Genomic DNA, 18,001 nt, shown 5'->3' with positions numbered 1-18,001 from the left:
ACTAGGTCTGAACGATTTTTCATTCCTCCCTCTCTTGATTTGAGAATATAATATATACGTCACGAGCGATGCTGAATCTACCGCGGGTTCCCGCCGACACCGAGTTTCCCTGTCCCAATCGCGACGGTCGACTCCGTTACGTCGTCGGCGCTCGGTCGCCGTCTTCGACCTCGATCTCGAGGTCGGCGGCGACATCCTCGAGAATGCTCCCGCGGACCTCCTCGACGCGGGTTTCGATCGTCGCGGCGATCGGCACGTCGAACTCGCGTTCGATCCGCTCGAGGCGGTCGCGTTCGGTTTCGACCCGCTGGCGGAGGTAGCGCGCGCCCCGGCCGTTTTCGTCGGGATCGGGTTCGGGCGAGAGGCGGTTGACGACGAGCCCCCGAACGGGCAGGTCGGCCTCCGCGAGCGTCTCGACCGAGCGGCGCGTCTCACGGATCGAGAGTTCGTCGGGGTTCAAGACGAGGTAGAACGTGGCGTCCTCGCGCAGCACCTCGCCGGCGAACTCGAATCGCTCCTTGCGCTCCCGCAAGCGCGCGAGGATCGGATCGCCCTCCATCACGCGGCGCGGTTCGTTGTTGCCGATCGCCGCCTTCTCGAAGAGGTCGATGCTGCGCTCGCGTTTGTCCATCAGCCGATCGATCCAGCGCTCGAGCAGTTCCGGGAGCGCGAGCAATCGGAGCGTCGACCCGGTCGGCGACGTGTCGAACACTACCCGATCGTACGGCTCGGCGTTGCGCATCACCTCGACGAATCGATCGAACAGGGCGGCCTCGTAGGCACCGGGGGTCTGATGGGCCATCTCGAGTTGAATGTCGACCTCGTTGACCATCGTCGCGCTCAGTTGCGAGCCGAGTTGCTGTTTGAGCTCCGAGAGGTGGTCCTGGACTTCCCGATCGGGGTCGATCTCCATCGCCGAGAGCCCGTCATAGCCCTCGACCGGCCGCGGCTCGTCGCCGAACTCCTGGTCGAACACGTCGGCGGTGCTGTGGGCCGGGTCCGTTGAGACCACCAGCGTCTCGAGGCCCGCATCGACGCACTCGAGGGCGTAGGCGCTCGAGACGGTCGTCTTGCCGACGCCGCCCTTGCCGCCGAAGAAGGTAAACTCCGTCATCAGAAGTGGTACTGGTGGCCTTTGCGCTCGATAATCGACTGCCGGTCCCACATCCGGCGCTCCCACGCTTGATACTCGTCCTCGAGGAAGGGGAGGAGTTCGGCCGTGTAATAGGAGACTGGCGAGGGGATGCCGAAGGCGTCGGGGAAACACGCGAGCATGAACGCGTCCTCGAGGTCCTCCGCTTCGGCCTCGATCTTCTCGTAGGCGGGATGGGCGATCATCCCGTGATAGAGCCCGCGGAGCCACTCCTCGAGCGTGGCCCGGAACGTCGCGATCCGATCGGCCAATGTCATCGTCAATCATGCTCAGGGCCGGAGACAAAAATATGTCGCGTCCCGGCGGTGGCCGAGTCCGTGTCGCTCGGATCATCGAAACCGGAAGCCGGAAAATATGCCCTCTCGGTTTTCGACCCGGTTACCGCGGCGGATGCGCGTAGCCGACCGAATACTCGCCGTCGTATCGGAGCATAATGCTGCGAGCTTCCTCAGCGTCGACGGTGAACGAATCGCCCTCCGCGAAGTCGCCGTCGACCTCGTCGGCGATGTCGATCACGGTGCGACCGTCGGTCGTCCAGACGCGAGCCTCGAGTTTCGACGCGGGGAGGGCGTCGCCGCCCTCGTGGGTGACCGTCCCCTCGTCGAACGACAGCTGGATCGACGGGTGCGCCCGCGTGCCGCCGATACGGATGTCTTCGTCGCCCCAGACAGCGGTGGCGTCGGTGCCGACCGCCACGTCCTCGAGTTCGATCGTCGTCCCCGAGCTAACGGTGTCGTACTGGTCGGTCCACTGGGTATCGGCCGGCTCGTCGTCGATCAACAGTTCGTACTCCGCGGCCGACCGCTCGGTCTCGTCTTCGAACTCGACGGTCGCCGAGAGCGTCTCGCTCTCGTACTCGTACTCGAAGCGCACGCGACCCGGTGGTCGGATACGGGTGCGAGCGATGCTGTCCTGTCGGCCTGTGCCGTCCCAGCAGACGAGGACGGTGTCGCCGGGTTGGACGTCCTCGAGTGTCGCCTCGTCACCCGAACTCATCGTTCCGCTCCACGGCTGCGTCGTCGTTTTCGGCTCGGGGCCGTCCTCGTCGAGTCGGTATCGCGGCTGTTCGTCGTAGGCGACGAGCGAAACCTCGTCGCCGTCGAGCGGGAACTCGTCTACGTACTCGACGGCGAGCGTCTCGGTATCGATATCGTAGTCGAACTCGAACTGGAACCGGCTGAGGATCGTCGTTGAACTCGAACTCGTGCCGAGTTCGTGATCGTGTGTGATCGTGACAGACTGGTTCGGTTCGACGTCGTCCATGTCGATGACGATCGTGTCGCCCTCTTCGAGGGTGCCGTGGCCGTCGGCCCAGATATCACGGTCGTACTCCTCGTCGCCGACCTCGAGCGTGAGGTCCTCGATCGGGGTCGGGTCGCCGCGCCCGACTTCGATCTCGAGGTAGTCGTCCTCGAGATCGAAGTCGCGTTCGGCCCGGAGGAATCCGGGACTGTCGTGTTCTCTGACCGCCCGTTCGGCCGCGAGATCGCGCTCGACGGAGATGGTGACGAGAGCGCCGTCGGTTTCGACCGTCGGCTCGCCCGTCGTTGCGGTGTACGCCAGTTCGCCTTTGAGCGTCTCGATCAGTTCGTCGGTGACATCGGAGGCGTCCTCGAGTGCGATCCCGACGTTCATCTCGAGGGTGTCCGGATCGAGTACCGTGATCGCTTGGACGATGTATTCGACGGTAACGTCGTCCATGGAATCGGGGGCCTGAGCGCTGTTGCCGGTCTGGACGGTGTAGCCGGCACGGCCACCGTCGAAGAGGCCGAACCCCTTCTTGAGGGAGGATTCGGCGGCCAGCAAGCGCTCGGTTTCGCCCGCCTTCGCGGTGAACGCGTCGTCGATCGTGTCGTCGTCTTCGGCGATGACGGCGAGCGTCTCGGTGACGGCGGCGACCGTTTCCTCGGTCTCTCGGTATTCGTACTCGACGCCGCCGTCGGTCTCGCGAGTCTCGGCGTCGCCCTCGAGGTCGAACTCACCGGCGAGGACGATGATCGGCCGCGAAAACTCGCTGTCTCCGCTGTCGTAGACGTAGACCTGTTTCGAGACGGATTCGGCGTCGATCTCGAACCGTCCGGTGGACGGAGTGCGTTCGTAGGGTTCGTCGGCTTTCCGTCGGCGCTCGTAGTCCGTCGCCATCACCATCATCGAGTCCGTCGCGACCGACGCCGGGAGATAGTCGAGGAGCCCATCGAGCGACGGTAATTCGGCGTCGCTACCCGTCTGTGTGGTCGTCGCGCCGGCGGCGCTTCCTACCATCGCGGCGGTGATCGTCGTGCCGATGCCACCGAGGAGGGTACGGCGGGGACACTGCTTCATACGAGCCGATTTTATTCCCGACATTACAAGTAGGTTTTCATTACTTTCCCATCAAGTAACTACTTCACCGGGGAACGGTAGTGGGGACGACGTACGTTCCGCGAGCCGACAGCCCCGACCTCGAGGCGACGCTTCTTGCCCCTCGAGTCACAACCCATCCCTATGCAATCGCCGATTCCGGTGACCGTCCTCTCGGGGAGCCTCGGGGCGGGAAAGACGACGCTGCTCAATCACCTTCTGCGGACCGCCGACCGCGACCTCGCGGTACTGGTAAACGACATGGGCTCGGTCAACGTCGACGCCGAACTCGTCGCGGAGGGCTCGGATCTCGACATCGAGGGCGGCGTCGCCGAACTCTCGAACGGCTGTATCTGCTGTGAACTGCAGGACGACCTCGAGACGGCGGTCGTTCGGCTGGCCCGCGAACGGGAGTTCGATCACCTGCTCGTCGAGTCCTCCGGCATCTCGGAGCCCGCACCGGTCGCCCGGCTTTTTATCACGTCTTCGCGCGTGGCCGCCAGCTACGATCTCGACGCGCTGGTGACCGTCCTCGACACGCGGCTGTTCCTCGATACCTTCGCCGGCGACGAGGTTCCCGAGCGCCGCGGAGAGACTGGCGATGCCGATCGCCCGCTCTCGGATCTGGTGATCGAACAGCTCGAGGTCGCGAATCTGGTCCTGCTCAACAAGACGGATCTCTGTACGGACGCGGAACTCGAGCGGGCGGAAGCCCTCGTCCGCGCGCTCCAGCCGACCGCCGAGACGATCCACACGACGTTCAGCGAGGTCGACCCGGATCGCATACTGGGCGTCGACCTGTTCGATCCCGGCCGGACGGGCGAGTTAGCGGGCTGGCAGCGGGCGCTGGCCGACGACGACACTGCACACGGAGGCGAACCAAACGACCACGACGACCATCACGATCACGGACATGACGACCATCGCCATCCGGACGAGGTCTACGGCGTCGACTCGTTCGTCGTCCGGGAGCGCCGCCCGTTCCATCCCGAGCGCTTCGCGTCGTTCCTCCGGGACCTCCCCGACGATATCGTCCGATCGAAGGGGACGGCGTGGATCGCCGGCCGCGACGTGAAACTCGACATCGCTCAGGCCGGTCCATCGGTCCGCGCGACCGTCCGCGGGCCGTGGATCGCCGCCCTCCCCGAGGTCCAGCGGGAGTTATACCGCTCTAATCGCCCCGACCTCGAGTGGCACGACGACCACGGCGACCGCCGGACGGAACTGGTCGTCATCGGCACCGATCTCGCGGCCCACGAACCGACGCTTCGCTCGCGACTCGAGGACTGTCTGGTCACCGACGAGGAGTGGGAGCGAGCCGACGAGTTGCCGAACCCGTTCCCGAGCGAGGACGACGAGGACGTCGTACTTCGCGAGCCCTGATCGCTGCCGCTGCCCGCGCTCACCGCTCCGTACTCTTACTCCGTCTCCGCCGCTCGTTCTCATCCCACTACGACCGTCAGCCGAGTTCGGTCTCGATCGTCTCGAGCGCCTCCTCGAGTTCGCCGTTGCGTTTCCACGCGGCGATCCGATCGCCGAAGGGCAGCGGTGCGGCGAGTTCGACGGCCGACCGGATCGTCACCCGGGTCCGCTCGTCGTCGATCGGCTCGTACTCGAGCCACGTCTCCATGTGGGAGAAGGGACCGTGTTCGCCCTCCTGCGTGTAGTAAATCACGCCGTCGCGGTCCTCGAACCGCAGCGGAAGTCGGATTCCGGGACCGCTGGCAACGACGATCGTGGCGTCGGCTCCCTCCTCGACGCGCTCGACCGCGAAGCTCCCCTCGGCTTCGACGATCGCCGCCGGCTCGAGCCACGCCGAGAGGTCGGCCGCGGCCACCTCGAGGACTCGCGACGCCGTCACCTCGCGCATAGTGACCACGTGCCGCCGAACCACTATAAAAACCGCCGTCCCGGCGGGATCGTTCCCGATGAGACCGCCGACACTCGTCTCGACGCGGCCAACACGGCAGATTTCCGCTGCGGGTCGCCGGTGTCGTGCACGGAAACCTCTAAGTGACCCACGTCCCCCTCTCTTCGCATGGCCGAACCCGACGGCGAGCCGGACGACGGACTACAGGGGGGCCTCGAGTCCTCGCAGGGCGATCCGCGCGTCTTGCTCCTCCTGAACGCCGTCCTCTCGACGCTGTTCGCCGCGATGTTCGTCTGGGGGGCGGACCTCATCGGTGCGCTCGTATTCACGCCGGTCACCGTCGCAGCGGTGGCTCTCGCCGTCTTCGTGCTCACCCACGTCGTCACGCGGCCCTAACCGGTCGTCGCGAGGGGCGGATCGACGGCGGCGATAGCGGCGGTCCGGCGAGACCGTCGCGAGGCGACAGGTTCTCGTCGCAGGCCCGCTACAGTTTCGATAATGAGTATGCGGCAGCTGTCCGCCTACCGGCCGACGAAGCCCGATGTCGCAGTGTTCGTCTCCGGCGTTGCCAGCATGGGACTGGAGATTCTTGCAGGCCGGATCATCGCCCCCCAGTTCGGGAGCAGCATCTACACGTGGGGAAGCATCATCACCGTCTTCCTCACCGCGCTGAGTCTGGGCTACTGGCAGGGCGGGAAGCGAGCCGGGACCGCGTCGAACCGCCGGATGAGTTGGATCCTGCTGGGGACGGCGGGCTACGTCGCCGTCGTGGTCTATGCGAGCGACCAACTCCTGCTCTCGGCCTCGGCGATGCCGCTGCCGGCCCGATACGCCTCGCTGCCGGCCGTCCTCATCCTCTTCGGGCCGCCGACCTACCTGCTCGGGTTCATCAGCCCCTACTCGGCCGAACTCTCGATGAAGGAGGGGACCGGCGAGGCGTCGGGCCACGTCTACGCGCTCGGGACGATCGGGAGCATCGTCGGCGCGGGCGCGACGACGTACCTCCTCATCCCCGTGCTCGGCATCGACATGATCGGCCTCCTGTTCGGGTTCGTCCTCGTCGGCACCGCATTCGCGCTCACGCTCCCCGCAGTCACATCGAAACCAGCGGCTGCCAGCGTCGCCATCGCAGTGTTGCTCGTCGTCGCGGCCGGCCTCGGCCCGATCGCGTTCGACCACCGCGGCGACGTCGTCTACCAGACCCAGACGGCCTATCAGGAACTCGAGGTCATCGACGACGGCGATACCCGGACGCTGTATCTCGACGGCGCCCGCCACAGCGCGATGGACCTCGAGGACCCCGACCGACACGTCTTCGAGTACACGCGGTTCTTCCACCTGCCCATGCTGATGGTCGACGATCCGGACGAAGTCGAGAACGTGTTGTTCATCGGCGGGGGCGGGTACACCGGTCCGAAGGACTTCGAGCGGAAATACGACGCCGACGTCGACGTCGCCGAACTCGATCCCGAGGTCTCGCAGGCGGCCAAGAACTACTTCGATCTCGAGGAGGGCGAGAACATGACCGTCCACACGGAAGACGGGCGGCAGTTCCTCCGAGACACCGACACGACCTACGACGTGATCGTCCTCGACGCCTACCAGAAGGATCAGGTCCCGATTCACCTGACCCAACTCGGATTTATGGAGTTGGCCGAGGAGCGACTGACCGAGGACGGCGTCTTCCTCGCGAACGTCATCGCCGCACCCAGCGGTGCCGGCTCGGAGTTCTACCGCGCCCAGTACAAGACCATCGACGAGGCGTTCGCGTCGACCTACAGCTACCGGACATCGAACTGGGACTCGGTCCAGAACATCGAGGTCGTCGCGACGAAAGACAACACCGACTTCACCGACGCCGAACTCGCCAAGCGAAACGAGAACCGCGACCTCGGGATCGACCTGAGCGGCGAGATCAACGCCTCGCTCTCCGAGCCGGAGACCGACGACGTGCCGGTGCTGACCGAGGACCACGCGCCCGTCGACAGCCTGCAGGCGTCGACGGTCGGACAGGAGTACGTCATCGAGCAAACGAGCGACGAGGAGACGAGCCCGGAACCCGCGTCGATCGCGGCGGACTCCTCACCCGCACTCGCGCGACCCGCGCCGGAACCGGGCGGATCGGGACTCGAGTCGGGAGCGCCCGATCCGGCGGCCGTCGGCCCGGTGGCAACGGAACCGGCGTCGCCGTAGCCGGTCGCCGCGGCTACGGAGCCATGATGACGCAGAACGGGCGCGCCGGTCGCTTCTCAGTCGGATAGCGTCTCAGACTCGAGCGGCGTCGCCGTCCGCCAGTAGTGATCCAGCGAGTCCTCGGCCCATGAGCGCACGGCGTCGTCGTCGGTGTCGACGGAGGCGCGGAGAATGCCGTTCTCGTCGCGCAAGAGCAGGTAGACGACCTCGTCGACGATCATGATCGCGATCGGCACGCCCTCCTCGCGGACCCGGATTTCGGCGTCCTCGGCCGCGAGCAGGGCCTCGAGTTGTCCCCGGAGCGCCGAGTCGTCGGCGAGGGCGTCGATCGCGCTGCGGCCGAACACGCCTCGAAAGCGCTGCTCGCCGGCGGTCACGCGCTCTCGAACGACGCGCAGCGTCTGTTCGTTGAACGTGTGCGAAAACGTCCGGACCTCGACGCCCTCCCGAAGGAATCCGAGCAACCGGCTCAGCGGCGCGTTCGGCCGCGTTCCGCTGGGGACGGTGATCGTCGCGTCCGAGAGCCGCCGGAGGTCGAAGTCCATCGCGTGCGTGGGCAGATAGTCCACGATATCCCGGAGCCTGCCCTCGGTCTCGAGGATCTCCTGTAAGTCGGTAAACCCCTCCGCGACGAGCCGACCGGTCGCGGTCGCGACGTACTCGCTGCCGTCGTGTCTGATCCACGATCGGTCCTCGAAATCGCCGAGAATCCGGCCTAGCGTCGCCTGCGAGGCGCCGGTCGCGTTCGCGAGGTCGGTCCGCGTCCGTCGTTCCTCGGCGAGCAGCCTGAGTACCTCGACCCGGTTCGACGAGAGTGCGAGGAACTCGATCTCCTCGAGCGCCGATTCCATACGGACAGTCGTCGCCGCTGTGGTAAATCGTTTTCGCAGTGTGAAATTATTTCACGGTCTGCAGCGGTATCGCGGCTTCCAGCAGTTTCTCGGCTCGCCGACCTTTCTTACTATGAAATATTTTCTGAACGAAACTATAAACCCGTAGCTCGTACGGTGTAGTACGATGATTTTCGCTATCCCCGCGTCGGCCGAGATCGGTCCGGCGCACACGGTTCGAACGGAGGTGACGGCGTAGATGGTTTCCCGCCGCATCGCCGTTTTCTTCGCCCTCTCGAGTCTGTTCTTCGGCGGCACCTTCGTCGCCGCGAAGGCCGGGCTGGCGTACTTTCCGCCGCTGCTGTTCGTCGCCTTCCGGTTCGACATCGCCGCGGTCGTCATGCTTGCCTACGTCGGTCTGACGTCGTCGCGGTCGGAACTGCTCCCGCGGACTCGCGGCGATATCGGTGCGATCCTCGCGACCGGCGTCCTCGCGATCGGGCTGACGAACGCCTTGCTGTTCGTCGGCCAGCAGTACGTCACGAGCGCCGTCGCCTCGATCATGTACAGTCTCAACCCCATCATGACGCCGGTGTTCGCCGCGTTCCTGCTCTCCGACGAGCGACTCTCCGCCCGCGGCGCGGCCGGCATGGGACTGGGCCTGCTCGGCGTCGCCCTCGTGGTCAGCCCCGACCCCGCGAACCTGCTCGGCGGTGCCGTCGGCAAAGGTATCCTCTTCGCTGGAGCGATCGCCGCCGCGCTCGGGGCCGTCCTCATCCGCCGGGCCGACAGCGACCTCTCGAGTACGGTCCGCGTCGCGTGGGGCCTGCCGTTCGCCGCCGCGCTGTGTCACCTGCTGGCCTGGTCCGGCGGCGAGTCGACGGCCGCGATCACGTGGAGCGCCGAAGCGGCTCTGGCGCTCGGCTACGTCAGCATCTTCGCCGGCGTCCTCGCCTACATCGCCTACTTCGGCCTCATCGACACGGCCGGCGCGATCCGCGCGAACCTGATCTTCTACGTCGTGCCCGTCGTCTCGACGCTCGGCGGCTGGGCGCTGCTCGACGAGACCATCGACGCGATGGCCGTCGTCGGCTTCCTGACGATCTTCGCCGGCTTCGCGGTGCTTGGCAGCAAGTCGATCGACGTTCGCTCGCTGCTCCCGACCGTTCCCGCCGACCCGCCGCTGGCAGACGACGAATCGGCGGTCAGGGAGGAACCGCGGGGCTACCGCTCGGACTGACGGGATTAGAACAGCGACAGCTCGCCGGTCACGCTATCGACCCGGTCGTCCGCCGCCGGACCGACCGCCAGCGCGGTGACGGTTCCCGGCTCGAGTTGGGTGTGGCCGGCGTCCCGGATCACGGCGCTCGGGATCCCCTTCCGCTCGGCGATTTCGGAGAGTTCGTGGAGCTGCCGTTCGCTCTGGCCTTTCAGGACGACCTTCTTCTGTCCGCCCTGTTTCCACTGGTCCTGTAACTGTTTGTCCGCCTTCTCGTAGGCCGACAGCGACGCGTGAGCGACCTGTGCGGCGAGCTTTCCCTGCCCCATCCCGATGTCCGTACGGGCGACGATGGCCTGTTTCATGGCCGACTCGAGGACGGGGACACCTTTAGCCGTGACTATCTCCGCGGCGAAAGCGACGACGGGTCGGCGAGTAGCCGTTCATCCGGTGAGATTTCGTCCGCCAGAGACGCGCGTTCCAACTGCGCGACCACCGCTTTCGCTACTCGCGTCGGGTGAACCGGCCGCGGTCAGTGAACGATCTCGCAGTCTCGAAGGAGTTTGCGCTCCGTCCGCGTCGCCTCCGGGCCGGCCTCGACGAGAGTCGGCTCGTCGATCGACTCCGAAAACCGATCGGGATCGGGCTCGACGCGCTCGAGCAGTTCCGAGAAGACCGAGCCGCGGCGGCCGCCCGCCGAGACGACGCCGCCGTACTTGCGCTCCTCGAAGGACGTCTCGTCGGGACCGGGGAACTCCTCGCGGATGATCTCGGCGGTCTCGCTGAGGTAGTCGGCGGCCTGTTTCTGGGAGTACAGGCTCTCCTCGTAGTAGGTCTCGGTGTATCCGTCGTCGAGGTCCTCCGAACAGTGGGCCGGCGATTCGTAGCGGACCGATTCCGCCGTCGTGTACCCGCTGGCGAACCGCATGTTGAGGGTGAAGCTGTCCGGATAGCGGAGTATCAGCGGGGAATACAGCATGTCGGTGATCGTGACCTGCTGTTGTGCCCGCCACGCCCCCTCGAAGTAGTACGCGGCCAGCGCGCCGATCCGGTCGTCTCGCTCACCGCGGTGATATGCCATCGCGACCTCCTCGTAGTTCTCCCCGACAGTCCGTCGAAGCCGCCGCTGGAACGTCTCGGCGATGCGATCGCGTTCCGCTTCGTAGGCGTCTAACACTGAGACGTCCGAGTCGGCGAACAGCGCCGCTTTCTGCTCTCGAGCAGCTGCCACGTTCATCATGTTCTCGTGGAATACGCGCTCGGCCTCCCGATCCGGAAGCGGTATTCTGACAGCCTGCTGATGCAGAACCCTCGTGTCGCCGTGGAACCGGTCCTGCTCCCCATCCATGCGGCGGCCTTTGTGATACAGCGTTATAATCGGTTAGGCCGTCCGCGCGAGAATTTCAGCGTATTCACACGAGACGACGATCCGCGCGATCGGTCGGTCGCGGCCGACCGACGGGTCGCGCTCGGACCGAGGAATTTAGGGCCCCGTGCTCGCTCCTACTCCGTATGATCCTCTCCGACGCGGACATCCTCGAGCGCCTCGAGGCCGGCGATCTCGTCGTGGAACCGTTAGACGATCCGGAACTGCAGATCCAGCCCGCGAGCGTCGATCTGCGGCTGGGCCGTGAGTTCCTCGAGTTCCAGCGGACGAACATCCCTTGTATTCACCCGAACACCGAAGACGAGGTCGACGAGTACGTCACCGAGACGATCGTCGACGAGGACGACGACTTCATCCTCCATCCCGGCGACTTCGTGCTCGGGACGACCCACGAGCGCGTCGAAATTCCTGACGACCTGATCGCCCACGTCGAGGGCCGCTCCTCGCTCGGCCGACTCGCCGTCGTCGTCCACGCCACGGCGGGTCTCTGCGACCCCGGCTATCGGGGCCAGATCACGCTCGAGCTGTCGAACCTCGGCTCCGCCCCGGTCGCGCTCACGCCCGGCATGCGCATCTCGCAGCTCACGTTCACCGAGCTCAAGTCGCCCGCGGAGCGACCCTACGGCAGCGAACGCGGCTCGAAGTATCAGGACCAGGACGGCCCGCAGGCCTCCCGTATCCAGAGCGACGACGAGTTCGGCGGCGACCAACTCGAGCGCGACCGGTGAACACGCCGGCAGGGCATTCAATCCCGGGCCGCTTGTAGCCGCGGGTAGCCCCTCCTCGACGCCGACATCGGATGTGACGAGTTCGTCGGTTCCGTCGACGAGGCGGCGACACGAACGCGCTATCCATGTCTCCTGCCAACTACGAACTCCACGAGCGACTCGACCGCCTCTCGGACGCGTCGGCCGACCGCGACGTGCTCGTCACGCTGACCGTCACGCCCGAGGAATCGATCGGCGAGGCCCGCCAGCCGGTCGAAACCGACTACGCCGAGGCGACCCAGCTCGCCGAGCAGTCGACGGCCCAGCCGCTCGTCGACGCACTCGAGGAGACCCGAAGCCGCCTGAACGAGTACGACGAGGTGCCCGAGACCGGGCTGGCGATCTACGCCGGCGTCGTCGACGGCGACCTCGTCGCCGCGTCGTTCGACGACCTCCCGGTCCCGATCAACGAGTCCAGATACGACCACGCGAACGAGTTCGCCCTCGAGCCCCTCGAGACCCTCGCGGAGCCCGAATCGACCTACGGCCTGCTCGTCGTCGAGCGCGGCGGGGCCGCGCTGGGCCGGCTGGACGACGAGGGCGTCGAGCCGATCGAGCGCTTCGATAGCGACGTGCCGGGAAAGTCGAGCGCCGGCGGGCAGTCGGCCGAGCGGTTCGAACGCGACCGCGAGCGCCAGAAACGCGACTTCTTCGACGAGGTGGCCGACCGCGCCGAAATGGAATTCGTCGACGGCGACCCGATCGACGGCGTCCTCCTCGGGGGCACCACGGGCACCGTCGAGGACTTCCGCGAGGAGGCCGACCTCGACCACCGGCTCGAGGACCGCCTCGTCGGTGAGTTCGCCGTCGAGTACGCCTCCGAGCAGGGGCTCCGCCAACTCGCGGCCAAGGGCGAAAGCGAGATTTCGGAGCGCGATCGCGGGGATGTCCGCGACACGCTCGGGACGTTTTTCGAAGCGGTCCGTGACGACGGCGACCCCGTCGCCTACGGCGCAGACGAAGTCGACGACGCACTCGAGTACGACGCGGTCGAGACGCTGTTGCTCTCGACGGGGCTCGAAGGGCGCGAGCTACAGACGTTGGGTGACCGAACCGCGGAGCAAGGCGGCAAGACCGTCGTCGTTCCGGACGACTTCCCGGACGGCAGCCGCTTTCGCGACGCGTTCGACGGCGTCGGCGCGCTGTTGCGGTTCCCGATCGACTGACGACGGGGCAGACCGGCTGCGGTCCCCGAAATCGACTGGCTGTTGCAGGCACCACCGGCTTGCCTCGAGTCGCGGTAGCCGACGGTATGTGCGCCACGTTTTCGGACGACGACATCGACAAGCCCGTTGAGAACGCCGCCGGCGAGGCGGTCGGGGTCGTCGCGGCCGTCGAGGGGGACATCGCCCGCGTCAGGCCGGACCCGTCGGCCGTCGAGTCGATCAAGTCCTCGCTCGGCTGGGAGAAGGGTGCCGAGGAGCGGATCATGCTCGACCGGGAGTCCGTTCGCGAAATTACTGGCGACGCGATCCGACTCGAGGGCGGGCTTCCGATCCGGGATGACTCGACGACCGACGCCGGTGCCGAGCGCGACGGGTCGTCGTCCGACGGACCGGAGACGGAGCCCGCCGGCAGCATGAGCGGGATCGACGAGACTGAAATCTCCGAGGATATGGCCGACGATGACGGCCTGCGTACGGCCGAGGAGATGGACGAGATCGAAGAACGGGGTCGCGGGATGGAGGCTGATCCGACCGAACTAGCCGACCGCGATCCGCAGTTCTCGTCGGGGTCGGCTGGCGACGACGGCAGCCGATCCGATGCGACGGTAGACGTCGACGAGAACCCACAGCGGACGGACGCGACCGTTGATCCCGGTGAGGATGCAGACCGGACCGACGCCGCAGTGGACCCGGACGCGCTCCGCGAGACGGAGTCGACCGATCGAGGGCCGACGACCGAGGACGGTGCACGAGGGCTCGCAGACGACCCCGAAACGGAGTCGCTGACGGACGCCGAATCCGAGTCCGGATCCGGTTCCGACGAGAGCGGGGACGAGTAGCGTCCACAACTCGCGTCGACACCGGATTCGTTTCCGCGCTCGCCGTGGCTCGCCGGGTGGCCTACTAAGACGCTCCTTGTGATACGCACACCAGCTATGAACTGGAGAGGCGAGGGCGACGGCGTCGAGGGCGTCGATGTCGCCGGCCCATCGGATGCACAATCGATCGTGTTCGTCCACGGCGCGATGTTCACGCGAAAGATGTGGCTGCCCCAGCAGCGGGAACTCTCCGAGGAGTATCACACCGTCGCGCCCGATTTGCCGGGTCACGGGACCCGCGCCGGCAAGCCGTTCCGGATGGCCCCGGCGATCGACGTCCTCGAGGACGTGTTCGAGACCCACGTCGACGGCTCGGCGGTGCTCGTCGGGCTCTCGCTGGGCGGGTACGCGGCGACCGAGTACGCCTACCGCAATCCCGGCGACGTCGACGCGCTGGTGCTGTCGGGTAGCAGCGTCAACCCGGTGAACACGATGGCGCTCGGTACGCGACTGACCGGCGGTTTGACGCGGCTCCTGACCAAACCCGACCTCGGGAAACGCGCCGGCGAGAAGCTCGCGACGCGCTGGGTCCGAAACCGCGATCTCCCGCCGGACATCGAGCGGGAGATCATCGACTCGGGCTTCTACCCGAAGCAGTTCGGCGACGCGGGCCCGGACATCGCGGGCGTCGATTTCCGGGCGAAGCTCTCGAGCTATCCCGGGTCGACGCTGATCCTCAACGGGGAGAACGACAAACTCATGCGACGCGGCGAGCAGGCCCACGCCGGCGCGGCGCGGGACGGCCGCGTCGAAGTCCTCGCCGGTGCCGGCCACATCTGCAACCTCCACCGCCCGGCGACGTACACGGATCGGGTACGGCGGTTCGTCCGGCAGGCCGTCCCCACGCGGCAGTAATCGATGGGGCCAGCGACGCGACGCAGCGAGCGACTCGGTAACGGCCCCGCTCGAGCGGCGAGACCGCCGATCCGGGTCGCTATGAAGCGGTGGTCGAGTCGCGATGGAACGGTTGAACTGTGAGGACTCGAGGACGGAATCGAAGAACCGCGCGTGAGACGGGAGCCGAAAGGAGGACGAGGACTACGTGCGCGATCAGGAGCGTCGATCGCCGATCAGGTTCCGAACGCGGCCGGGAATCCCGAGCAGGGAGATGCCGAAGCCGAACAGGACCATCAGGACGTAGACGCCGAGCGTCGAGGTCCAGACGACGATCATCGCGAGGATAGCGTAAATTCCCTCGAGGAAGTAGAACGCGGCGATCGACATCGCCGTCCCGTACAGCAAGACGAGGTACGGTCCCCAGTCGTGGGCGTGGCCGCGCCGCACGCGGCGTCGAACGTAGCGTTTCAACTCCCCTTCGAGGGATTCCTTTCGAACGGTCCTGTTCTCGACGTCGTCTTCGAAGGAATCCACGCGGTCGCGCAGCCGCTCGATCTCCTCGCGGAGCACCTCGGGGTCGCCCGAACGATCGCGCGTTCGGGCGCTGGCGCTCCTCGCGGTCGCACGGTCGCTCGCGCGGTCCTCCGCGGCTCCCTCGTCGGCACCCGTAGCGTCGTCGGTCATCGCTTCTGTCGAAATCTGTCGGTGTCCGGGACTTTGTAGCTGCCGATCCACTTCACGGTTGGCGAGGACCGCGTTGAGGACCGCGCCGAAGACGAGGATGATCGAGCCGATGTACAGCCAGACGAGGACGAGGAACACGGCCCCGAGCGCGCCGTAGATCGCGTACCCGGTAGCGAGACTGGTGTACAGCGAGAAGCTCCGACTCAGCGCGAACCAGCCGATGGCGGCGACGAGCGTCCCCGGCGCGGCCTCCCGGAAGCCGACGTTCGCGTCCGGAAAGATGACGTACAGCGGCAGGAACGTCGCGATGAGTCCGAGGATGACGAACAGCTGCCCGATGATCGACAGGCCGACTCCGGGAACGAACCGGATCCCCAGTTCGAGGGTCCCGACTATGACGAGGCCTGCCGAGATGCCGAGCGAGACGATCATCGCGTCCCAGACGGTGTCGAGCAGCGATTTGTCCCCTGCGGTGCCATACACCTGCGAGAAGGCCCGATCGAGTCCGCGGAGGACCCGACTCGAGCCCCACAGCAGCCCGAGGCTGCCGACGACCGTCGCCCCCTGTCGGCCGGTGTCGTCGACGATCGTCTCGGCGAGCAACTCCTGGGCCGCCGGCGTGAGCACGTCGCTGGCCGCGACGGTGAGCCGCGCCGCGAGCGCCTCGCCGCCGATCGACGCGGCGATCCCCAGCGCCAGTAACATGAGCGGGACGAGCGAGATGAACCCGTAGAACGCGACGCCCGCCGCGAGCAGCGTCAACTGTTCGGTCCGCGCGAGCCGGACCGCTTCTCCCGTTACCTCCAGTCCCCGTTTGCGGTCGATCACGCGCGCCCCTTCCACGCGGGCCACTATATGTAGTCTCGTCGCACAGATGCACAACGGACTCTTACACTGTGGCGCTCGTCACGACGCCTCTGGCCCGATCGCGACTGAAACGCCGTAGTCGTTCCCTTCGACCGTCGAGTCGATGTACGGGGCCGATACGGGCCGGAGAGCCGCCGCTCGACCCGTCGCCGGACGCTGCGGTTCGAGCCAAGTATTTTCAATTGGAGAACTGATACTATCGTATGGAGCAACGACGCTGTCCGGACTGCGGTGTGACGATGAAATCGGTCCCCGTTCGCGACACCGAGGGAATGAGCCTGTCCATCGCGACGGGGAAACGCGACGGACTCCTGGGAAAGATCGGGCTGAAAAATACGACGAAACTGCAGGGCGTCTGCTGCCCGGAGTGTGGGCTCGTGCGACTGTACGCCGACCTCGAGTGACCGCTCTCGTCGACTAGCCGAGACTGTCCTCGGTCGCCGCACGGATCTCGCCCACGCTCGCGTCCGTCTTGAACGTCGTCCCGCCGTAGTGGGCTCGAGAGGCCGCATACCCCGCCTCGCGCAGATCGGCCAAGAAGTCGTCCATCGCGTTCGCGGGCAGCCCCCAGTTCCGACAGAGTTTGTGCTGGTCGTAGTGGGTCGGCTCGTCGAGTTCCGCCGCGAGCGTGTCACAGAGTTCCCGCGCCTCCGGTGCGGTATCGAACGTATAGGGAATCTCGTCCCGAACCGCGGCGATGAACTCCGAATCTTGGACCGGTCCGAGCCAAATCGGGCCGGCAGCGAGCATCCGATTCCCGCCGCAGTGGGGACACGTCTCGACCGGATCGGCGATCAGCCCGGGGTCGACCTCGCGGTAGAGGCAGTCTTCGCAGTGATAGCAGTGGCCTAACTCGTCGATCGCGGCGTCGGCCGCGGTGGGCTTGTGGGTCAGTTCGAGGTAGGTGCGGACGTAGTGGCTGGTCGCGTGGGTCAGGATCGGCTCGACGCCGACATCGAAGCGCGCGCCGCTGCGTGCGAGCGCCGAGATGAGGATCCGAACGCCCATTTCGGCGTGGTAGTCCGTGTTTCGGGGCACCGCGGAGTACGAACGGACGCCGCTGTTGAAGTGTGCGCCACACAGCGGCGCGGTGTCGGTCGCGGTCACGCAGAGCAGATCGCGGCAGTTCGCGAACGCGGCGTCGGCGAAGGGCATCGGCGTCCCGTAGGGATCGAGATCGATCACGTCGAACGTCGAGTCGTGCATGAGGGCGTTGACATCGCGGTGTTCGACGGTCGCCTCCTCGCAGTCGTTCCGCTCGAGGTTCTCTCGCGCGAGGTCGACGGCTTCCTCGTCGACGTCACAGCAGGTCACGTCCCAGCCGTCCGCGGCGGCCCGAACGCCGCGGACGCCGCTCGCGGTCATCGCGTCCAGATAGGAGGTGGCGCGGTCCTCGCGCTCGCGGTAGGCCCGCAGCGTCGCGATCGTCAGATCCCGGTTCAACTCCTGTCGCGGGTTGTAGAAGACCGCCTCCTCGATGCCCTCCGTCTGCTCGCCGGGGACCTCGAGTTCGACCCCGCCCTCGGTGACGCGCATACCACGTCTCGTCGGTACCGGGCGAAAAACGGTGTGGTCTCGGACGGCAGTCGGCGGACCGCGCTGTGAGACCGTGTGGGCTCACTCGAGGCCGTCGTCGAGCGCGGACAGGGTACCCGAGACCGTCGAGTCGTCGCCCGACTCGGACTCGACCCGGCTGTCCCCGCCGTGGCGTTCGACGATTCGGTTCCGTTGAAGCAGACGCAACGCCTCGGCCGTTAGCGCGCGGAGGCTATCACGCTACGGAATGGTTCCCCAGACTTTCGGCTTTCCT

The 18,001-nt window shown here is 66.4% G+C and carries 19 protein-coding genes; 9 read left to right on the top strand and 10 right to left on the bottom strand.

Translation table 11 applies throughout. The annotated features are described in order from the left end of the window. Nucleotides 1-136 precede the first annotated feature (136 nt). From FEJ81_RS05535 to FEJ81_RS05525, 3 genes are all read right to left on the bottom strand, one after another. Nucleotides 137-1,114 carry an ArsA family ATPase gene (locus tag FEJ81_RS05535; protein ID WP_138244340.1) on the bottom strand — a complete coding sequence of 326 codons (978 nt, stop codon included), beginning with the start codon at nucleotides 1,112-1,114 and terminating at the stop codon, nucleotides 137-139. Further along, entirely contained in the window at nucleotides 1,114-1,410 is a 297-nt protein-coding gene (locus FEJ81_RS05530; protein WP_006431173.1) for a hypothetical protein, read from the bottom strand. The genes FEJ81_RS05535 and FEJ81_RS05530 overlap by 1 nt, the downstream gene beginning before the upstream one ends. Before the next feature lie 121 nt (nucleotides 1,411-1,531). After that, a complete protein-coding gene (locus tag FEJ81_RS05525; protein WP_138244339.1) occupies nucleotides 1,532-3,475 on the bottom strand; it encodes a hypothetical protein in 1,944 nt (647 codons plus the stop codon). Between the two features lie 162 nt (nucleotides 3,476-3,637). On the opposite strand from FEJ81_RS05525, the gene FEJ81_RS05520 reads away from it, so the two are divergent. Next, nucleotides 3,638-4,876, top strand: a complete 1,239-nt coding sequence (locus FEJ81_RS05520; RefSeq protein WP_138244338.1) for a CobW family GTP-binding protein — start codon at nucleotides 3,638-3,640, stop codon at nucleotides 4,874-4,876. A gap of 76 nt (nucleotides 4,877-4,952) precedes the next feature. On the opposite strand, the gene FEJ81_RS05515 is transcribed toward FEJ81_RS05520, so the two are convergent. Then, the gene (locus tag FEJ81_RS05515; protein WP_138244337.1) at nucleotides 4,953-5,363 is read right to left on the bottom strand and encodes an SRPBCC family protein; all 411 of its coding nucleotides are present in this window, start codon (nucleotides 5,361-5,363) and stop codon (nucleotides 4,953-4,955) included. A 168-nt stretch (nucleotides 5,364-5,531) separates the two neighbouring features. Here FEJ81_RS05515 and FEJ81_RS05510 point away from each other — a divergent pair, with 168 nt between their 5' ends. After that, nucleotides 5,532-5,759, top strand: a complete 228-nt coding sequence (locus FEJ81_RS05510) for a hypothetical protein (protein ID WP_138244336.1) — start codon at nucleotides 5,532-5,534, stop codon at nucleotides 5,757-5,759. 102 nt (nucleotides 5,760-5,861) lie between these two features. Beyond that, nucleotides 5,862-7,556 carry a spermidine synthase gene (locus FEJ81_RS05505; RefSeq protein ID WP_138244335.1) on the top strand — a complete coding sequence of 565 codons (1,695 nt, stop codon included), beginning with the start codon at nucleotides 5,862-5,864 and terminating at the stop codon, nucleotides 7,554-7,556. A 56-nt stretch (nucleotides 7,557-7,612) separates the two neighbouring features. Here FEJ81_RS05505 and FEJ81_RS05500 read toward each other — a convergent pair whose 3' ends face one another. Next, a complete protein-coding gene (locus tag FEJ81_RS05500; protein WP_138244334.1) occupies nucleotides 7,613-8,407 on the bottom strand; it encodes a helix-turn-helix transcriptional regulator in 795 nt (264 codons plus the stop codon). Nucleotides 8,408-8,645: 238 nt separating this feature from the next. Here FEJ81_RS05500 and FEJ81_RS05495 point away from each other — a divergent pair, with 238 nt between their 5' ends. Next, nucleotides 8,646-9,626: a DMT family transporter gene (locus FEJ81_RS05495; RefSeq protein ID WP_138244333.1), complete on the top strand. Its 981-nt coding sequence runs from the start codon at nucleotides 8,646-8,648 to the stop codon at nucleotides 9,624-9,626. Nucleotides 9,627-9,631: 5 nt separating this feature from the next. On the opposite strand, the gene pth2 is transcribed toward FEJ81_RS05495, so the two are convergent. After that, on the bottom strand, nucleotides 9,632-9,970 hold the full coding sequence (gene pth2 / locus FEJ81_RS05490; protein ID WP_138244332.1) for a peptidyl-tRNA hydrolase Pth2: 339 nt from the start codon (nucleotides 9,968-9,970) through the stop codon (nucleotides 9,632-9,634). Nucleotides 9,971-10,137: 167 nt separating this feature from the next. Then, nucleotides 10,138-10,953 (bottom strand): hypothetical protein, encoded by an 816-nt coding sequence (locus FEJ81_RS05485; RefSeq protein WP_138244331.1) that lies wholly within the window; start codon nucleotides 10,951-10,953, stop codon nucleotides 10,138-10,140. Between the two features lie 164 nt (nucleotides 10,954-11,117). On the opposite strand from FEJ81_RS05485, the gene dcd reads away from it, so the two are divergent. The 4 genes from dcd (at nucleotide 11,118) to FEJ81_RS05465 (ending at nucleotide 14,658) form a co-directional block, all read left to right on the top strand. Beyond that, nucleotides 11,118-11,720 (top strand): dCTP deaminase, encoded by a 603-nt coding sequence (dcd, locus tag FEJ81_RS05480; protein ID WP_138244330.1) that lies wholly within the window; start codon nucleotides 11,118-11,120, stop codon nucleotides 11,718-11,720. A 125-nt stretch (nucleotides 11,721-11,845) separates the two neighbouring features. Further along, complete coding sequence (locus tag FEJ81_RS05475) at nucleotides 11,846-12,925, top strand: Vms1/Ankzf1 family peptidyl-tRNA hydrolase (protein WP_138244329.1); 1,080 nt, start codon at nucleotides 11,846-11,848, stop codon at nucleotides 12,923-12,925. A gap of 86 nt (nucleotides 12,926-13,011) precedes the next feature. After that, nucleotides 13,012-13,764 carry a hypothetical protein gene (locus FEJ81_RS05470; RefSeq protein ID WP_138244328.1) on the top strand — a complete coding sequence of 251 codons (753 nt, stop codon included), beginning with the start codon at nucleotides 13,012-13,014 and terminating at the stop codon, nucleotides 13,762-13,764. A gap of 96 nt (nucleotides 13,765-13,860) precedes the next feature. Next, nucleotides 13,861-14,658 carry an alpha/beta fold hydrolase gene (locus FEJ81_RS05465; protein ID WP_138244327.1) on the top strand — a complete coding sequence of 266 codons (798 nt, stop codon included), beginning with the start codon at nucleotides 13,861-13,863 and terminating at the stop codon, nucleotides 14,656-14,658. Nucleotides 14,659-14,853: 195 nt separating this feature from the next. Here FEJ81_RS05465 and FEJ81_RS05460 read toward each other — a convergent pair whose 3' ends face one another. Beyond that, nucleotides 14,854-16,167 carry a YihY/virulence factor BrkB family protein gene (locus tag FEJ81_RS05460; protein WP_394349658.1) on the bottom strand — a complete coding sequence of 438 codons (1,314 nt, stop codon included), beginning with the start codon at nucleotides 16,165-16,167 and terminating at the stop codon, nucleotides 14,854-14,856. A gap of 227 nt (nucleotides 16,168-16,394) precedes the next feature. Between FEJ81_RS05460 and FEJ81_RS05455 the strand changes: the two genes are divergently transcribed. Further along, on the top strand, nucleotides 16,395-16,595 hold the full coding sequence (locus FEJ81_RS05455; RefSeq protein ID WP_138244326.1) for a hypothetical protein: 201 nt from the start codon (nucleotides 16,395-16,397) through the stop codon (nucleotides 16,593-16,595). 13 nt (nucleotides 16,596-16,608) lie between these two features. Here FEJ81_RS05455 and FEJ81_RS05450 read toward each other — a convergent pair whose 3' ends face one another. Both FEJ81_RS05450 and FEJ81_RS24130 read right to left on the bottom strand, forming a co-directional pair. After that, complete coding sequence (locus FEJ81_RS05450; RefSeq protein ID WP_138244325.1) at nucleotides 16,609-17,727, bottom strand: tRNA (guanine(26)-N(2))-dimethyltransferase; 1,119 nt, start codon at nucleotides 17,725-17,727, stop codon at nucleotides 16,609-16,611. A gap of 81 nt (nucleotides 17,728-17,808) precedes the next feature. Beyond that, nucleotides 17,809-17,934: an ATP-binding protein gene (locus FEJ81_RS24130; protein ID WP_267877931.1), complete on the bottom strand. Its 126-nt coding sequence runs from the start codon at nucleotides 17,932-17,934 to the stop codon at nucleotides 17,809-17,811. Nucleotides 17,935-18,001 lie beyond the last annotated feature (67 nt).

The sequence above is a fragment of the Natrinema versiforme genome (assembly GCF_005576615.1).
In the GTDB taxonomy this organism is placed as follows: domain Archaea; phylum Halobacteriota; class Halobacteria; order Halobacteriales; family Natrialbaceae; genus Natrinema; species Natrinema versiforme_A.
The sequence above is the reverse complement of the archived record's forward strand: the minus strand, read 5'-3'. Positions and strand labels throughout refer to the sequence as shown.